Source organism: Moraxella sp., assembly GCF_030525845.1.
Taxonomy (GTDB): Bacteria; Pseudomonadota; Gammaproteobacteria; order Pseudomonadales; family Moraxellaceae; genus Moraxella.
The window spans coordinates 25220-41484 of the sequence record NZ_JAUNDY010000015.1 but is presented as its reverse complement, the minus strand read 5'-3'; the positions used below and the strand labels follow the sequence as shown (position 1 = coordinate 41484).

The following is a 16265-nucleotide window of genomic DNA, read 5'->3' as shown; positions in this document are numbered from 1 at the left end:
ATCGTGGCCCTGCTGACCCCGGCGCTGGGGCTGGTGGCCCTGTGGGCCGGGCGGATGCGCGAGGACGAGCTGGCGCACCCGCTGGCCGGCTGAGCGCCGCCGTTGCACCCCACAGGGCGCAGGGACGGGGACGTGCGGACCGGGGGCGGTGGCGCCGCCCGACCCGGCCCGGGACCGCGCCGCGCCCCCCCCGCGCGGGGGGCCGGGCCCCTTGTCAATAACAAACAACCCGTGTTATTTATGGATTTGTTATAAAGGTGTGGTGTTTTTTGAACCAATGTCGTTTGTGGTTTTTGATATAAAAATACCCCCTAAACGTGGGCGGTTGGGGGCGTTGTTGGTTTATTTTGTTTTGGGGTATGATGAAATTTTGTCATTCATAGGGATTGCCAACCCCAAGCCCTGCCAAAATCTCAATCTCAAATCCCTCCATTTCGTCCTGCTCGGCTTGTCCAAGTTCATGGTCAAACCCAAGTAGGTGCAAAATGCCATGCACCAGCAGATGAGTAAAATGGTCGCTGACGGTTTTGCCTTGCTCGTCTGCCTCACGCACCAGCACCTCATGACAAATCACAAGCTCGCCCAGTGGTATATTATTCATCATCACACAGACATCGCTCGGTATGTCGCTTGGGTAGGATAAAATATTGGTGGCGTAGTCTTTGCCACGAGCGTCAAGGTTAAGCTCTCGCCCCTCAATCGTGCCACAAACATAGATGTCAAGCGACTTAGGTAGGGTTGTCCAGTCCTCGCCTGTAAAATGCTCCTCAAAAACATAATAGGACAACAATAATCCGCCTTTGATTTTATCACCCATGACGGCAAGGGCGTGATTGAGCGTGGCGGTCAATACATCATGTTGGTAAATGGGTAGGCTTTCAAGCTCTGCCACCTCATCGGCAAAGCTGATGGCGACATTATTCATCATGAGCCTCCTTGTTATCTTTGATGTTGTTTAAAAAGGCAAGGGCGTTTAGGGTACGGTCAAGCTCTTGTTTTTCACGTTGTTTTTTGCGGATTTGGGCTTTTTCGTTTTCAATTTGGTTTGCAATTACCTCATGAGCATCATAAGCCTCGATGATTTTTTGTACCAGATGATGACGCACCACATCTTTTGAGTTAAATCGTGTGATGTGAATGTCCTCAATATTTGCCAAAATATCAAGTGCCTCTGCAAGTCCTGACTTATGTCCACGAGGCAAATCCACCTGTGAGGTGTCGCCTGTGATGACCGCACGAGAGCCAAAGCCAAGCCGTGTTAAAAACATTTTCATCTGCTCAGGCGTGGTATTTTGGGCTTCGTCTAAGATAACAAAAGAATTGTTCAAAGTCCGCCCACGCATGTAGGCAAGCGGGGCGATTTCAATGACTTGGCGTTCAATGAGTTTACCTACCTTTTCAAAGCCCAGCATTTCATAAAGGGCATCATATAGGGGGCGTAGGTAGGGGTCAATTTTTTGGGTCAAATCGCCTGGTAAAAAGCCTAATTTTTCGCCAGCCTCCACCGCAGGACGCACCAGCAATATCCGCTCAATCTCGCCCCTCTCTAACATGTCCACCGCCACCGCCACCGCCAGATAAGTTTTGCCCGTCCCCGCAGGCCCAACGCCAAAGCTGATGTCTGAGAGTAAGATGTTACGAATGTATTCGGCTTGATTGTGTCCTTTGGGCGTGATTTTGCCTTTGCGGGTGGATAGGCTGATGGGGGTGTGGGTTTGGGTGGTTTGGGGGGCGGTGTTTTCTCTGGCGAGGCTTGCCTGAATGAGCAGGTGTAGCTCCTCGCCTGTGATGTTGTCTTGACTTTTGGCAAGCTCAGCAAGCTCAGTCATGACATATTCGCCTCGCTCCACCGCCATCAGCTCGCCTGTGAGTATAAAGCTGTCGCCACGATGAACAATGCTGACATCAAGGCGGTCTTGGAGGTATTTTAAATGGATGTTGTATTCGCCAAGTAGGGTGCGAAGCTCAAAGGGGGCGAGGTCAAAAGTGAGGGTGCGTGTGATGCTCAAATGGGTTTCCTTATTGGGTGGTAAATAGTCAATTATATGCTTGTCGGCTGATAAAAATCAAGGCGGTAATTAAGGGGTAAAAATATCTTTTTATTTTTTTAAAAGCCATATGGCGAAAACAAAAAAAACAATGTAGAATGGTTGACTTTTATTTTATCTGGCAGGTTTTCATGCTTCTTGCAGTTTTGGCGACCGTGATAGGGCTCGTTTTTTTGGTTTACAGTGCCGATTATTTTATCGATGGTGCATCGGCGGCGGCAGTTAAGTTTGGCATGCCTAAGTTTTTGATTGGTATGCTAATTTTGGGGATTGGTACGTCTGCCCCTGAGATTGTGGTGTCTGTTTTATCGGCATTATCGGGCAGTGCTGGGCTGGCACTTGGCAATGCTTATGGTTCAAATATTGTTAATATCACGCTTGTGCTTGGGGCGACGGCATTAATCAGTCCGCTTTTTATCCAGCAAAAGCTCGTCAAAGGCGATTTTTTGCTTCTTTTGGGGGTAACGGCTTTGACGGTGGTGCTGCTTCTTGACAAAACCATCTCGTTTACAGATGGTGTTATTTTGTGCGTGCTTTTGGCGGCTATTTTGATTTTGCAGATGTATTTTGCAAAAAAAGGCGGTCATGAAGCCACAGATGAGCTTATCCAAAGCGATGCGGTCAATGTACCAAAATCCATCGCTAAGCTCGTGGGGGGGTTGGCGGTGCTTGTCATCAGTTCACGTTTTATTGTGTGGGGGGCGGTGGAGATTGCCAAAAGCTTTGGCATGTCGGAGATTATTATTGGACTTACTATTGTGGCGGTGGGAACAAGCTTGCCTGAGCTTATCTCATCTGTGATGGCAGCACGCAAGGGCGAAGATGAAATGGCACTGGGTAACGTCATTGGTTCGAACATTTTTAACACGCTTGCGGTGGTGGGTGTGGCAGGCTTGATTGCTCCCATCAGTGTCGCCGATGAAATCTTAAAACGTGATATCGTGGTCATGAGCGGTGTTACGCTTGTGTTGTTCGTCATGTGTTTGATGGCGTTGGCAGGTTCAACCAAAAAACTTGGGCGTTTGTCGGGCGGTATTTTGATGGCGACTTTTGTTGCTTATACGGCATATCTTGCGATGTCGGTAATGGCATGACGAATGGTAAAAATGGATTGGTGTGAGCCAATCTATTTTTTTGAGTAAAATTTGATAAATAAAAAAAGCCTCTCTATCAAGAAAGGCTTTTGAATATGGCTCCCCAACCTGGGCTCGAACCAGGGACACACGGATTAACAGTCCGATGCTCTACCGACTGAGCTATTGGGGAATAACTTGTCGTATCAAGTGATTGCGTATTATATAGATTTTAAAATATTTGTCAAGCAAAAATTTAAAAAAATTTACCAATTTTTTAAAATAAAAAAATATCACTATAAAAATCAATTACTTAAAACGAAAATAAAACCGAAACACCGCTGTCAAGGATTGACCATGAACCATGAGGTTCAAGGCGGGTAAATCAATGTTGTTTAAGGTTTCCCGATACATCAAACGATGCGGGCATACACACCACAACAAAAAGTCATCACCCTAGAAGTAAGATTATCGGCTCAGGTGTACGCTCAACTGGCGAGTGTTCCAGTACTTTTATTGTACGACAAATTTGTAAAATTTTCAAGGCGAATAAAATTGTAAATTTTAAAAATTTTGGCGATTTTGACGGTGCTAAATGGGGGTATTTTGTGATAAAATGGGAAAAGAGTTTTATTTTTTAAGGGTTTATTATGAAAAAAATTCCTCACGTATTGATGATTTTGGACGGTGTCGGACATCGTGAAGACCCACAAGATAACGCTGTTTATGCCGCAAAAACTCCCAATTTGGACGCTTTGATGGCAAGTTGCCCCAATGGTCTGATTTCAGGCTCTGGCATGGACGTGGGTTTGCCAGATGGTCAGTTTGGCAACTCCGAAGTGGGGCATATGAATCTAGGAGCGGGACGGATTTTGTTCCAAGACTCCACTCGCATCATGAATGACATTGGGACAGGCGAATTTTTCAACAACGAAGTTTTGGTAAATGCCGTCAAAAATACCGTAGAAAACGAAGGGGCGGTGCATATTTTGGGCTTGCTCTCTGATGGGGGTGTGCATGCTCACATCGACCACATCAAGGCGACTGCACGCCTTGCGGTAGAGCAAGGGGCAACCCAAGTATTTATCCATGCCTTTTTGGACGGACGAGACACACCACCCAAATCCGCTGATGAGTATGTGGTGGATTTAGAAGAATATTTGAGCGAGCTTAACGCCACTTATGTCTGTGAAGCCAAAATCGCAAGCGTCATTGGGCGGTTTTTTGTGATGGACAGAGACAAGCGTTGGGAGCGAGTGCAAAGTGCCTATGACCTTTTGACTACTGCCAAAGCGGTGCGTGAAGCCAATAACGCAAGCCATGCCATACAGATGGCGTATGAGGCAGATGAGACCGATGAATTTGTACAAGCGACCATCATCGATGATAATGGCGTGATTGCCGATAACGATGGCGTGATTTTTGTCAATTTCCGTGCCGACCGTGCCAGAGAGATCAGCCAAGCCTTTGTGAGTGCGGATTTTGATGGGTTTGAACGCAAATCTATACCTGAGCTATCCGCCTTTGTGATGATGACAAAATACTCCGATGAGCTTGAAAACAACCCCAAAACCACTGTGGCTTATTATCCAACAAGCCTTGCCAATACGTTGGGCGAATATTTGCAAAACAACGGCAAAACTCAGCTTCGTATCGCCGAAACTGAAAAATATCCGCACGTGAGTTTCTTTTTTAGTGGCGGACGTGAGGAACTTTATGATGGCGAAAAACGCATTTTGGTCAACAGCCCAAAAGTTACAACCTATGATGAAAAGCCTGAGATGAGTGCGTTCGAAGTTACTGATAATCTCAAAGAAGCCATTTTGTCAGGCGAATTTGACGTGGTCATCATCAACTACGCCAATGGCGACATGGTGGGGCATACAGGGGTATTCGAGGCGGCGGTTAAAGCGGTCGAAGCGGTGGATACCTGTATCGGCGAGATTGTCTCTGCGGTGCGTGAGATGGGTGGACATCTACTCATCACGGCAGATCATGGTAACTGCGAGCAGATGATGGATTATGAAAGTGGACAAGTGCATACCCAACACACCACAGAGCTTGTGCCGTTTATCTATGTGGGCGACAAACAAGTGAGTGTGCGTGGCGGTGGACGGCTGTGCGATGTTGCACCGACCATTTTACATTTGATGGGGCTTGATAAGCCAAACGAAATGACAGGCGAGAGCTTGCTTGTAGAAGCTTAATTGGTTGGGCGGATAAATTTGCATGTTGTGTGAATTTATCCGCTTTTGGTTATTGTCTAATCAGGAATCGTCATGACCTTTTATCGTGCCTATTTTTCAAAAACTATCCTAGCGTCTGTGATGGCACTCATGCTTGGTACATCGGCTCATGCCAATTTATCAAACGTCATTAGCACACCCATCTTAAAAGTTGCCAACCTGTTTGGTTATGGCGATGGTCATGATGATGGCGATGATATGTCGTCAGTACACGAAACACCCAATCTGGACGTGCTAGAAGCCAAACCCAATCCCTTGCATGGTATTGATGGGCTTCATCATGGGCGTGTGCCACTTGGGGCGGTGTCGCCAAATACCTTAAAGACGTTTGTGTCGGTGGTGGATTTGGTGCGTCGTGATTATGTTGAGGAAGTGGGCGATGAGGCGTTATTTCGCTATGCCATCAAGGGTATGATGACAGGGCTTGATAGTCATGCAGAATTTTTGGATAAAGAGGCATTTAACAATCTGCAATCATTCACATCAGGTCATGTGGCAAACATTGGCGTGTCGGCAAGTTATCAGGCATCAGAGGCTCACTGGGTGGTAACGCAGGTGGAGGAGGGTTCATCTGCCAAACGTGCTGGCATTAGGGTGGGCGACTATCTACACCAAATTGGCGATACCAAGCTAAGTGAATTCCAAAGTAGCAGTGATGTGTTACAACTATTAAACGGTATTGCAGGTACTCAGGTAGATGTTGTCATCTCAAATGCAGGACGTAATAAGAGACGGCTTTCGGTTCAGCGAAACGAAGTCATTAAAAGCAATGTTGAAACGACCATCATTGATGGCGTGGCGGTAATTAAACTGCCTGTGTTTCAAAACAACACCCGTCAGCAGATTTTGGAGAGTTTGGGATTGGTGGGCGTGCCTATTTCTGGCGTGATTTTGGATTTGCGAAATAATCCGGGGGGTGTATTGGAGTCGGCGGGGGCGGTAGCATCATTATTCATGCGAAATCAGACAGTAGTACAAGTGGTAGGACGGCAAGGGGTGGAGCGTGAACTAAAAACCGAAGGCTCGCCCCTGCTCATCGAGCTACCTGTGATGATACTGCAAAATCGCTATTCAGCGTCTGCCGCTGAGGTGCTAGCCAGTAGCCTGCAATCCTCCAAGCGAGCACTCGTGGTCGGCGAGACCAGCTACGGTAAAGGCTCGGTGCAGTCGGTCATTCCATTGGGCGACGGTCAGGCGGTAAAGATGACAACAGCTCACTATTTGACCGCTGATGGCAAACAAATTGATGGAGTGGGGGTCATACCTGATGTATCGCTTGATGATAAACCCCGTCAAATAGCCAATGACGGCACAATGGACGTGGCGGGGCATGATGATGTGTGGCTGTCTTGGGCGGTCATGCTGATGGACGGTGCCAAGCTTGATACTGGGATTAGCTTTGCTCCTGTGGGGGGATTTTGATGTCGTGTTTTTAATATATCAGCTTGAATGTAAGTCTCTGTTTGGGTCTTTTTAGTGGCGGTAAAATTAAGTTTCGTGCGTGTAAAAAAACCACCCCTTTCGGAGTGGTTTTTATATCTATTGCTAGATAATATTAAGGCTTAGTGCAACCAGTTGGGATGAACTTGTCTTTGTATTTAGCAGCACCTGAACCGTCTACTGTGCAAGTCCATACACCGTCAGTAGCACGAGATTGAGTGATGGTAGCACCAGAGATGTCTTTGTTCGCTTTACCGCCTAGTGTACCTACGATAGTACCTTCACCGTTAGTTTCGAAACCAGTTAGCTCTACTGAACTCATCAAGTTAGAACGTGGGTTGCCACCAGTAGTAGTAAGACCTACGTCTTCTTGGCTAGTGCCTTCGTATGATGGGTCTAGGACAGGTTGTTTGCCTTCGAATAGAGCAGCGTCAACAGCAGTTTTACCAGCAGCTAGCTCGCCTACTACACGAGTAGATTGAGACTTAGAGATGTAGTCTTGGTATGCTGGTAGAGCGATGGCAGCTAGGATACCGATGATGGCGATAACAATCATTAGTTCGATAAGGGTAAAACCTTTTTGAGCGTTCATAGTGAACTCCTTAGTAGTGGGGCGGTATTGCCCAAGTTTAGATTAAGCGATTAGCAAGTTGATGAAGTATATTTGCTAACCTGACGCTTATAATGTTGCATGTGCCATGCCAACTTTTTGGGCGATGATGGCAGTTTTGGGCGACTTTTGGCAAGAAATGGGAAAATTGTATGAATTTTCGCCAAAATTTTTATATTTTTGAGTGTTATTTTTAAGATTGACTAAAAAATATCCATATATTTGGATTTTTTGTCGTCTTGGGCGAATTAAAAAATCTACACATGTACTCATTTTTGTCATTTCTGGGCGATTTTTGGCTGACAATTTTTGTCATGTGAATATTTTGGGGGGATTTTGGGATAATTTTGGGCATGACGTCAATTTTTGACACTGACAAATTTTTTAAGTTGCTAAAATTTTATGTCAGACAAGGCAAAATTTGTCAGTTGGGTACTAATAATGGTAGTTTAGTGCGTCAAAAAAACAAAACCCCCAAATCCGCTGGGTGGATTCGGGGGTAGATGAGATAAGAGGATTAGTATTTTTGGTCTTCTGGGGCTTTTTGCTCGGCGGTTTGTTCTGTGTTGGCTGGCTCGCTGTCTGCACTTGGCTGGTCTGTGGTAGTCTCATTGGTCTGAGCTTCATCAAGTGTCGGCTCGGTGGTGTCGCTAGGAGCGGTGTCGTTAGCGGCGGCTTCGGCTTCGGTAGCGACAACTTCGGTCGGTGTCTTTGGCTCGGCACTCTCTGGGGCTGGCTTGTCTGTACAGGCACTTAGTGCAAAAGTGGCAAGCAGGGCGATGATGAGGGATTTTTGCATGTCTATCTCCAAATATAAGAGCTTAGAGGCTCTAATGGTGTATGATGGCTAATTGTAGCAGAATGACGGTATTTGGCAAGTGTAAAATAAAAAACGCAACAAAAAATAACAAACGTTTTGTTGCGTAAAGAGGGCTGTATTATCAAGCGATGTCTAGGGCGACAATGGCAGGTAGTGGTTTGCCTTCCACAAACTCCAAGAACGCCCCACCTCCTGTGGACAGATAGTCAATGCGGTCAGCCACGCCATATTTGTCAATCGCAGAAAGTGTATCGCCACCACCTGCAATGCTAAATCCTTCGCTATCCGCCACCGCCTGAGCGATGATTTGTGTGCCTTGACCGAATTTATCCACTTCAAACACACCCACAGGACCATTAAACAAAATGGTTTTGGCAGACTTAATTGCCTCGCCCAGCACTTGGGCGGACTCTGGGGCAATGTCTAAAATCATGTCATTATCGCCAATCTCATCAACGGATTTGACGGTAGCGGTAGCATTAGCAAGCGACCCCAAAAAGTCCTCAAAATCAATTTGTCCTTTATCTGCCACCACCACGTGTGTGGGGAGCAAAATCTCGGTTTTGGTCATGATGTCTTTGGCGGTTTCCACCAAATCAGGCTCGTACAGGGACGCACCGACATTTTTACCACTCGCCACCAAAAAGGTATTGGCAATGCCCCCACCCACCAAAATGCTGTCGCAAATGGTCGCAAGGCTGTTTAGTACATCAAGTTTGGTGGAGACTTTTGAGCCACCCACGATAGATAGTACGGGCTTGGCAGGGTTATCAAGAGCTTTGGACAACGCATCAAGCTCAGCAGATAATAAGTTGCCTGCACAAACTATCTTACCGTCTGCCACGCACGCACGAATCACCCCTTCGGTTGAGGCTTGGGCCCTATGAGCTGTACCAAAAGCGTCCATGACAAAAATGTCGCACAAATCGGCGTATTTTTTGGCAAGTTCGGCAGCATTTTTCTTTTCGCCGATATTGAAACGGACATTTTCAAGCAGTACCACTTCGCCTGCCTTGACTGACACGCCATTATCCAAATAATCGGTGCTAAACGCCACATTCACGCCTAATTTATCCGCCAAATACGTGGCAATCGGAGCAAGCGAATACTTCGCCTCGCTCTCGCCTTCGGTGGGTCTGCCCAAATGCGAACAGACAATCACGCCTGCTCCCTTATCCAAACAGGCTTGAATGGTGGGTAATGATGCTTGTAGACGTACATCGCTTGTGATGACACCGTCTTTGATGGGTACGTTCAAATCCTCACGAATCAGTACGGTTTTACCTGTGATGTCAAGGTCAGATAAATAGGTAATGCTCATAAAAATTTCCTTTTTGGTGTGGTAGCTGTCAAACCAAATTGGCATGCTATTTCATTGCCATAGAACAGTATGGCGGTCATTTTAGCATAATTTTTGGCATTTCCCAAACTTTATAGATTTTAAAAATGGTGGTATTTTATATTTGAATACTACCAGTATTCCAGATAATCACGCCATGCTCGGCATTTTTCGCCGATGGTATCTGTGCTGTGCTGTAAAATATCTGTGGTAATGGCGAGATATTCAATGGGAATATCACCTGTGTTTTGACGCAATGTGTTAAGATTGCTTAGTGAAATGCCGCCGACAAGACATAATGGTAAATCAACTTGGGAGGCACGTAGTAGGGCTTTGGGGCTGACGAGTTTGGTCAGGGGTTTTGAGATAGTGCCAAACATCGCCCCCATCGTGCCATAGCTTGCCCCTTCTTTTTTGGCTTCTTTAAAGACTGCCACATCATCATAACAGCTACGCCCAATAAACACATCATTGCCGAGCAGTTCACGAGCAAGACTGACACTACCTGTGCTGGCAAGGTGCAGTCCTGTATTAAAGTGGCAGGCGAGTTCTAGGTTTTCGTTGATGACGGTGGGAATGTTGTATTTGTCGGCAAGGCTGATGAGGATTTCGGTTTCTTGGTAGAGTGTGATGAGGTCGTAGGCATGAACGGTATGCTGACGGCGAATCTGCAACAAGGAGACAATACCTGTATCAAAGACGCGTGTTAGCTTATCGCATAGGGTAGTGATGTCGTCATCACTGGTTAGTAGGTAGAGTTTTGGGGCGGACATGGTATGTTTGCTGTCATTGGTTGTGATTATTATACAAGATTTACCATAAAAAAAGACCCAAAAATTTGGGTCTTAGTGTATCTTAGCGTCGTATTTAGTAACGATAAGCCAACTGTGTCAAGATATTGTTGGCATCGTCCCAGCGAGCATCATTGGCACTGGCACCGAGTAACACCACCACCGCAGGGCGATTATTGACGTGAGTTTCCATCACATAGCAGTAGCCTGCTTCACGGATAAAGCCTGTTTTAGAAACGCCAATGGGGTGTCCTCCTGCACGTACCAGACGACTGGTGTTATTGGCCTTATAGGTGCGTGAACCTGAGTTGTAGTTATTGATGTAAAAATCATAACTTGGTGCGGTGGAGAAGTTACGCACGGTATGATAACGTGGGTCGGAGTTCACGGCACGCATCATCTTGACAAGGTCGTTGGCAGATGAGCGGTTGCGTGGGTCAAGCCCTGAGGCATCGGCGTAGTTGGTTTGGTACATGCCTAGACTTTGGGCTTTTTGGTTCATTTGCCAGATGAAGTTATCATAGCCGCCTGGATAGGTACGTGCTAGGGCTTTGGCGGCAGGGTTTTCGGATTTCATAAGCATAAGTAGCATGAACTCGCTACGACTCATGCGGTCGCCAACACGTAAATTAGAGCTGGCTTTTTTGGCACCGTTAAAGTCAGAAGCTACCAGCACAATCTCCTCACGCATGTCCAGCCCAGCATCCAGCAATACCATCGCTGTCATGACTTTACTGATGGAGGCAATGGAGCGAACCGCATCAGCGTTTTTTTGGTAAATGGGCTGTCCTGTTTGTAGGTCAAACACCACAGCGGCAGCAGAGCGAGTGCTGATAGCAAGCTGTTCGCCATACTGGTAGGCTGAGGAGGCAGTGCTACCGTAGATGGGTTGGATAGGGAAGGGCTGAGAACTACTACCTGCTGGCAGTGGTTTTTGGGTAATTTGGGTGGTGGTGTAGCTTTGATTGGTTGGGGTGGTGTTAACGTAACTGCGACTTGGCTGGGCGTTTGGGATTTCTTGTACTTGCACCGCCTGCATGCTTTGAGCGTCGCCTTTACCGATGTAGATGGTTTTTTGTTGGCTTTTGTCTACCAAAAACGCATGGGCAGGGACTGCTACCGTAGATAACATGCAAAGAGAAAGTAAACCAAGTTGTCTTGTGTGATTGTTCTTTAAGATGTTTTTCATGGATTGCACTCCCATTTGTTTGTTTGTACCCTGAGGTGATGTGGTATCGTCCTCAAAAAGTCCCATACTCCGCATTATCCGTCAAGGGCAGTGAGTATGCTCGTTCGTTGGTGGCGAAAATGCCTAAAAGCTATATTCTAGCACAATAAAATGTGCTTGTTATGCTAATACCTGTCGTTTTTGGAGTAAATTTGTAAATAAATCTATCAAAAACTTCACAAATAAGCCATTGGTTTGGCTTTAATGCCATGACGGTGATGAAAAATCTTGGCAAAAGAATTGCGACTTCGGTGTTTAGTTGTTACAATTGTCAGCTTAAACAATGTGCCGAGTTTATTGTTGCAATTTTTACACCAAATGGTGTGTTTTGGGTGTTTGATTGTGCATGATTGCGGTAATTTTAGATAAGGTGGGCAAAAATGACGATAAAAGTGCTTATCGTTGATGACCATGAGCTTGTTCGCATGGGTATCAGTCGTATGCTTTGTGATGATGTGCAAATTGAGGTGGTTGGCGAGGCGGATTGTGGCGAGAGTGCGGTGGCGTTGGCACGAAAGCTATGTCCTGATGTGGTGCTACTTGATGTCAATATGCCAAACATCGGCGGTGTGGAGGCGACCAGACGCATTAAACAACATGACGACAACATCAAGGTACTTGCGGTGTCTAGCATGGTGGCAGAACCTTATCCTTCGATGCTCATTAAGGCGGGGGTAAATGGCTACATCACAAAAGGTACACCTATTAATGAGATGATAGTCGCCATCAAAAAAGTGGCGTTGGGAGGGAAGTATTTTAGTCATGAGATCGCTGATGCGCTTGCCCAAAGCGTGCTAGATAAAAAGCAAAACCCTTTTGATGCCTTATCTGAGCGTGAAAAGCAGGTGGCTTTGATGGTGGCAAACTGCCAAAGTGCCAGCGAGATTGCTCAGAGTTTATTTGTGAGTGTCAAGACAGTCAATACTTATCGTTATCGCATCTTTGAGAAGCTGGGTGTGGATTCAGATGTGAAGCTGACCCATCTTGCCATGCGTTATGGGTTGGTTAGTGCATGAGTACTTCATCACGAGTTTTGCCCCTAAAACGCCAAGCGACATGGATACGAAGACTGTGGCGTTTTAATATCCGAGACGAGGCACTCATATCTAGTGCCAGACTGCGTCAGCTTGGGCTTATTTATGGCGTGTATCGTTTTGTCATTGCCTCCTTTTTGGTAATGACCAATCTTGTGCTAAATAGCCATAAGGCGGGCGTAGTAACTACCCCAAGCGTCATCGAACAGCTTAGTCTAGGGCTGTATGTGGCGGTTTCGCTGTTTTTGTTGATTGTCTTTTTTTTGTTTCGAAAAAAGGTACGAACACAGTTATTTGTGGGTTTTGTGGTAGATGTAGTTTTTTTAATGCTTGGCATTATATACAGCCAAATTAGCGATTTTCAGATTATTTTGCTCTACATGGTGGTTATTGCCACAAGCTATATGCTGTTGCCACTTAACAAGTCGAACATCATCACGGTGCTTGTGGTGTTATCAATATTGCACCACCAGTTTTTTCATCTGATTTTTGATGGTCCTGCCGATAAAGATTTGTTGAGTATTAATGACAGTTTGTTGCTGTCGGTTAGTTTGGTGGCAGTGGGGTTTTTAAGTTGGTCAATTTCCCAGCGTCTTGCAAAAACTGAGCAATCACTTTTATTGCATGCCGAAGAAGTTGAAAAATTGCACGCCATCAATCAAGCGGTTGTCAAAAACATGGTAAATGGCATCATCGTGCTAGACCACGACAAAAACATCGTCATGATAAATGACACCGCCCAGCAAATGCTTGGTTTGTCTGTCAATGAAGAGTATGGCAGTCAGGCACAGGCCTTAGAGCTGTCTCGCACACTCATTAAAAATCACCCAAGTCTCATCGGTTGGTATCGTAGCGTTAGTGCCAAACATCCTGCTGAATTCATCTATGATGCTACCCCACAAATGATGTCTGATACAGATAATGACCTTGTGCATGCGGTGGATAAACTGCGTGTGAGTTCAAAGCCTTTGCTTGATCAAGGGCAGATTTTGGTGATTGAGGATTTAAGACGAGAACAAAGCCAAGCTCAACAGCTAAAACTTGCCAGTCTAGGTCAGCTCTCTGCCAGTATCGCTCATGAAATTCGCAATCCTTTGGCGGCCATCAGTACCGCAAGTGAACTGCTTATTGAAGATGCGGATGACAATGATGTCAATGCTGAGTATTATCAGATGATTTATCAGCAGACCAAGCGTGTCAATACCATCATCTCTGATGTGCTGAGCTTGTCCCGCCAAGCAATGCCTGTTCAATCGTTATTAGATGCATGTGTTTGGGCTAAACAGTTTGTGGACGAACATTATCCTCGTGAATCAGTCATGGTGGTGGGCGAGGACGTACCCATGCCGTTTTATTTTGATGTGGGGCATTTAGAGCAGGTCATGACTAATTTGATAAATAACGCCTTGCGTCACACCATTCATCAGTTTGATGATAGCGATGTCAAGATTCGCCTCACTAAGACAGTCTCAGGGGCGTTTATTGATGTGCTAGATTATGGCGATGGGGTTAGTGAACAGGATTTACCTAATTTATTTAATCCATTTTTTACCACCAGCCGAAAAGGCACGGGACTTGGGCTTTATTTGTCGCAGTCATTTAGTGAAGCTAATCAAGCAAAAATCCGCTATTTTCGTGAAAATAACATGAGCTGTTTTCGTTTAATCGTCTCTGGTGCACCTGTTAGCGGTTAATTTTGCCAAAAAGTTGCCAGATGTTTTATAATAAGGTTAGATTTGTAATATTTGTTGCGCGCAAGCGTGTTGGTGTGTATAAAATTTGGAAAAACTATGCAAAATAAACCACTTGCCCTAATTATTGATGATGAAGCTGACCTATGTCGCCTTATGCAAATCACCTTAAATAAAATGGGTGTGGATACGCACATCGCCTATGATGTCGCTACTGCCAAGGATTTTTTGGCACAAAATTATTATGATTTTTGCTTAACTGACCTTGCCTTGCCTGATGGTTCTGGCATGGATATTGTGCAGATGGTTGCCAAAAATACCACCACACCTGTGGCGGTGATTACCGCACATGGTGATGTCAATACCGCCATTGAGGCGATGAAGATAGGGGCGTTTGATTTTGTTAACAAACCGCTTGATTTGCCACGCTTGCGTCAGTTGGCTCAGTCCGCCCTAAAAGTCAATAGTATATCCAAAGACAGTATGGTGGGCGATAACAACACCAAAGAATACGCAGAAAAACCAGATATAAGCACGCCATCTTCTGCTGGCACTTCTCCTTTGCCTAAGGTGGCACCTAAGTCGTCTCAAACGACCCATTCTTATACATCCAGTTTGCCTGCATCAGCCCCAAAGCGGACAGCACCTCAGCCTACTTTTGCGGGTAACGAAGATATCTTTGATGGTAGGCTTATTGGCGATTCTAGACCCATGAAACAGCTTCGTGCTACCATCAAAAAACTCGCTCGCTCGCAAGCCCCTGTGTTTTTGTGGGGTGGTTCTGGCACAGGTAAAGAAGTTGTCTCTCGATTGATTCATGACCTTAGCGGTCGTCGTGATGGTAACTTCGTCCCCGTAAACTGTGGAGCGATACCCTCAGAGCTGATGGAAAGTGAGTTTTTTGGACATAAAAAGGGTAGTTTTACAGGGGCGACCTCCGATAAAATGGGATTGTTTCAGCAGGCAGATGGGGGTACGTTATTTTTAGATGAAGTGGCGGATTTACCGCTCGCCATGCAAGTTAAGCTGTTACGTGCCATCCAAGAAAAAACCGTGCGTGCCATTGGCGACACTAAAGAAATCCCAGTGGATATTCGTATCGTTTGTGCCACACATAAGGATTTGGCGGCGTTGGTTCAACAAGGTGCATTTCGCCAAGATTTGTATTATCGTATTAATGTTATCGAAGTCAAGCTCCCGACGCTAAACGACCGCCGAGATGATATTCCCATGCTTGCCAACCATTTTTTGGATTTAATTGCCAAAGATTGGGGGCTTGATGGACTGACTTTGACTGATGACGCCATTGACGCATTAACTTATCATAATTTTAAGGGTAATGTCAGGGAGCTTCGCAACATCTTAGAGCGTGCTGTTACACTAAGTGATAGCGATGAGATTGATGCACACCATCTTATGCTGGACGATGTACACGTTGAGCTAGAACATCTAGATGGCTTGGCGGAGGATATTGAAGATGTGCCTCATGAGGCGACCACAACAGAAGAAGTGTTACCATCAAAGCGGATTGATGTCAGCCCAACAAAAACATCGCCTTATCAGGATCAGCGCCCCACTTATCACACTCATGCCATCAAGACAGAGCATAAAGACAGCAATAAAGACATTAAGCCTACTGCACAAGGTCTGCACATCAGCGGTTCTGCCAACTATGGCATGCCTATATCTACGCCATCTGCCAAGCATGAGCCTGACAAACCCTCAAAAATCCCTCATGAGGCTTTGGGGGAGTTACCCAAAGAGGGTCTAGAAGCCTATCTATTAGAACAAGAGCGTCAGCTGATTTATACTGCATTACAACAATCAGGTGGCAACAAAACCCAAGCCGCCAAACTTCTGGGCATGACCTTTCGTTCATTGCGTTATCGCATGAAAAAGTTAGAGATTGATGACGATGATGAGGCGTTGCAGTAGTTTGACATTT

The 16265-nt window shown here is 45.8% G+C and carries 14 protein-coding genes, 1 tRNA gene and 1 other RNA gene; 6 read left to right on the top strand and 10 right to left on the bottom strand.

Going from position 1 to position 16265, the window contains the following annotated elements; all coding sequences use genetic code 11:
• Nucleotides 1-373: 373 nt before the first annotated feature.
• Together ybeY and Q4B79_RS06770 are read right to left on the bottom strand one after the other, a co-directional pair.
• A complete protein-coding gene (gene ybeY / locus Q4B79_RS06775; RefSeq protein ID WP_303085668.1) occupies nucleotides 374-925 on the bottom strand; it encodes an rRNA maturation RNase YbeY in 552 nt (183 codons plus the stop codon).
• On the bottom strand, nucleotides 918-2009 hold the full coding sequence (locus Q4B79_RS06770; protein ID WP_303085667.1) for a PhoH family protein: 1092 nt from the start codon (nucleotides 2007-2009) through the stop codon (nucleotides 918-920). Before Q4B79_RS06770 ends, ybeY begins: the two co-directional genes overlap by 8 nt.
• Before the next feature lie 170 nt (nucleotides 2010-2179).
• On the opposite strand from Q4B79_RS06770, the gene Q4B79_RS06765 reads away from it, so the two are divergent.
• A complete protein-coding gene (locus tag Q4B79_RS06765) occupies nucleotides 2180-3142 on the top strand; it encodes a calcium/sodium antiporter (protein WP_303085666.1) in 963 nt (320 codons plus the stop codon).
• 96 nt (nucleotides 3143-3238) lie between these two features.
• On the opposite strand, the gene Q4B79_RS06760 is transcribed toward Q4B79_RS06765, so the two are convergent.
• Both Q4B79_RS06760 and ssrS read right to left on the bottom strand, forming a co-directional pair.
• A tRNA-Asn gene (locus Q4B79_RS06760) sits at nucleotides 3239-3314 on the bottom strand.
• A 130-nt stretch (nucleotides 3315-3444) separates the two neighbouring features.
• A non-coding RNA gene (ssrS, locus tag Q4B79_RS06755) (6S RNA) lies at nucleotides 3445-3635 on the bottom strand.
• A 136-nt stretch (nucleotides 3636-3771) separates the two neighbouring features.
• On the opposite strand from ssrS, the gene gpmI reads away from it, so the two are divergent.
• Nucleotides 3772-5328, top strand: a complete 1557-nt coding sequence (gene gpmI, locus Q4B79_RS06750) for a 2,3-bisphosphoglycerate-independent phosphoglycerate mutase (protein ID WP_303085665.1) — start codon at nucleotides 3772-3774, stop codon at nucleotides 5326-5328.
• 72 nt (nucleotides 5329-5400) lie between these two features.
• On the top strand, nucleotides 5401-6789 hold the full coding sequence (locus Q4B79_RS06745) for a S41 family peptidase (protein ID WP_303085664.1): 1389 nt from the start codon (nucleotides 5401-5403) through the stop codon (nucleotides 6787-6789).
• Between the two features lie 133 nt (nucleotides 6790-6922).
• Here Q4B79_RS06745 and Q4B79_RS06740 read toward each other — a convergent pair whose 3' ends face one another.
• The 6 genes from Q4B79_RS06740 to Q4B79_RS06715 all read right to left on the bottom strand — a co-directional run bounded on the left by Q4B79_RS06740 (nucleotide 6923) and on the right by Q4B79_RS06715 (nucleotide 11556).
• Nucleotides 6923-7399 (bottom strand): pilin, encoded by a 477-nt coding sequence (locus tag Q4B79_RS06740; RefSeq protein ID WP_303085663.1) that lies wholly within the window; start codon nucleotides 7397-7399, stop codon nucleotides 6923-6925.
• Between the two features lie 87 nt (nucleotides 7400-7486).
• Nucleotides 7487-7690: a hypothetical protein gene (locus Q4B79_RS06735; RefSeq protein WP_303085662.1), complete on the bottom strand. Its 204-nt coding sequence runs from the start codon at nucleotides 7688-7690 to the stop codon at nucleotides 7487-7489.
• A gap of 244 nt (nucleotides 7691-7934) precedes the next feature.
• Nucleotides 7935-8216 (bottom strand): hypothetical protein, encoded by a 282-nt coding sequence (locus Q4B79_RS06730; protein ID WP_303085661.1) that lies wholly within the window; start codon nucleotides 8214-8216, stop codon nucleotides 7935-7937.
• Between the two features lie 142 nt (nucleotides 8217-8358).
• A complete protein-coding gene (locus Q4B79_RS06725) occupies nucleotides 8359-9558 on the bottom strand; it encodes a phosphoglycerate kinase (protein WP_303085660.1) in 1200 nt (399 codons plus the stop codon).
• A gap of 149 nt (nucleotides 9559-9707) precedes the next feature.
• On the bottom strand, nucleotides 9708-10349 hold the full coding sequence (locus Q4B79_RS06720) for a thiamine phosphate synthase (RefSeq protein ID WP_303085659.1): 642 nt from the start codon (nucleotides 10347-10349) through the stop codon (nucleotides 9708-9710).
• Between the two features lie 94 nt (nucleotides 10350-10443).
• Entirely contained in the window at nucleotides 10444-11556 is a 1113-nt protein-coding gene (locus tag Q4B79_RS06715; RefSeq protein ID WP_303085658.1) for a D-alanyl-D-alanine carboxypeptidase family protein, read from the bottom strand.
• A 419-nt stretch (nucleotides 11557-11975) separates the two neighbouring features.
• Here Q4B79_RS06715 and Q4B79_RS06710 point away from each other — a divergent pair, with 419 nt between their 5' ends.
• From Q4B79_RS06710 to Q4B79_RS06700, 3 genes are all read left to right on the top strand, one after another.
• Nucleotides 11976-12611: a response regulator gene (locus Q4B79_RS06710; protein WP_303085657.1), complete on the top strand. Its 636-nt coding sequence runs from the start codon at nucleotides 11976-11978 to the stop codon at nucleotides 12609-12611.
• The gene (locus Q4B79_RS06705) at nucleotides 12608-14323 is read left to right on the top strand and encodes a PAS domain-containing sensor histidine kinase (protein WP_303085656.1); all 1716 of its coding nucleotides are present in this window, start codon (nucleotides 12608-12610) and stop codon (nucleotides 14321-14323) included. Before Q4B79_RS06710 ends, Q4B79_RS06705 begins: the two co-directional genes overlap by 4 nt.
• Before the next feature lie 96 nt (nucleotides 14324-14419).
• Complete coding sequence (locus Q4B79_RS06700) at nucleotides 14420-16255, top strand: sigma-54 dependent transcriptional regulator (RefSeq protein WP_303085655.1); 1836 nt, start codon at nucleotides 14420-14422, stop codon at nucleotides 16253-16255.
• The last annotated feature ends 10 nt before the right edge of the window (nucleotides 16256-16265 follow it).

What these genes read in the sequence shown, in the direction of transcription:
- Q4B79_RS06735 (WP_303085662.1), bottom strand. Translation starts at nt 7,690, where the DNA reads ATGAGTACATGTGTAGATTTTTTAATTCGCCCAAGACGACAAAAAATC.
- Q4B79_RS06740 (WP_303085663.1), bottom strand. Translation starts at nt 7,399, where the DNA reads ATGAACGCTCAAAAAGGTTTTACCCTTATCGAACTAATGATTGTTATC.
- Q4B79_RS06725 (WP_303085660.1), bottom strand. Translation starts at nt 9,558, where the DNA reads ATGAGCATTACCTATTTATCTGACCTTGACATCACAGGTAAAACCGTA.
- ybeY (WP_303085668.1), bottom strand. Translation starts at nt 925, where the DNA reads ATGAATAATGTCGCCATCAGCTTTGCCGATGAGGTGGCAGAGCTTGAA.
- Q4B79_RS06720 (WP_303085659.1), bottom strand. Translation starts at nt 10,349, where the DNA reads ATGTCCGCCCCAAAACTCTACCTACTAACCAGTGATGACGACATCACT.
- Q4B79_RS06730 (WP_303085661.1), bottom strand. Translation starts at nt 8,216, where the DNA reads ATGCAAAAATCCCTCATCATCGCCCTGCTTGCCACTTTTGCACTAAGT.
- Q4B79_RS06700 (WP_303085655.1), top strand. Translation starts at nt 14,420, where the DNA reads ATGCAAAATAAACCACTTGCCCTAATTATTGATGATGAAGCTGACCTA.
- Q4B79_RS06705 (WP_303085656.1), top strand. Translation starts at nt 12,608, where the DNA reads ATGAGTACTTCATCACGAGTTTTGCCCCTAAAACGCCAAGCGACATGG.
- Q4B79_RS06765 (WP_303085666.1), top strand. Translation starts at nt 2,180, where the DNA reads ATGCTTCTTGCAGTTTTGGCGACCGTGATAGGGCTCGTTTTTTTGGTT.
- Q4B79_RS06710 (WP_303085657.1), top strand. Translation starts at nt 11,976, where the DNA reads ATGACGATAAAAGTGCTTATCGTTGATGACCATGAGCTTGTTCGCATG.
- gpmI (WP_303085665.1), top strand. Translation starts at nt 3,772, where the DNA reads ATGAAAAAAATTCCTCACGTATTGATGATTTTGGACGGTGTCGGACAT.
- Q4B79_RS06715 (WP_303085658.1), bottom strand. Translation starts at nt 11,556, where the DNA reads ATGAAAAACATCTTAAAGAACAATCACACAAGACAACTTGGTTTACTT.
- Q4B79_RS06745 (WP_303085664.1), top strand. Translation starts at nt 5,401, where the DNA reads ATGACCTTTTATCGTGCCTATTTTTCAAAAACTATCCTAGCGTCTGTG.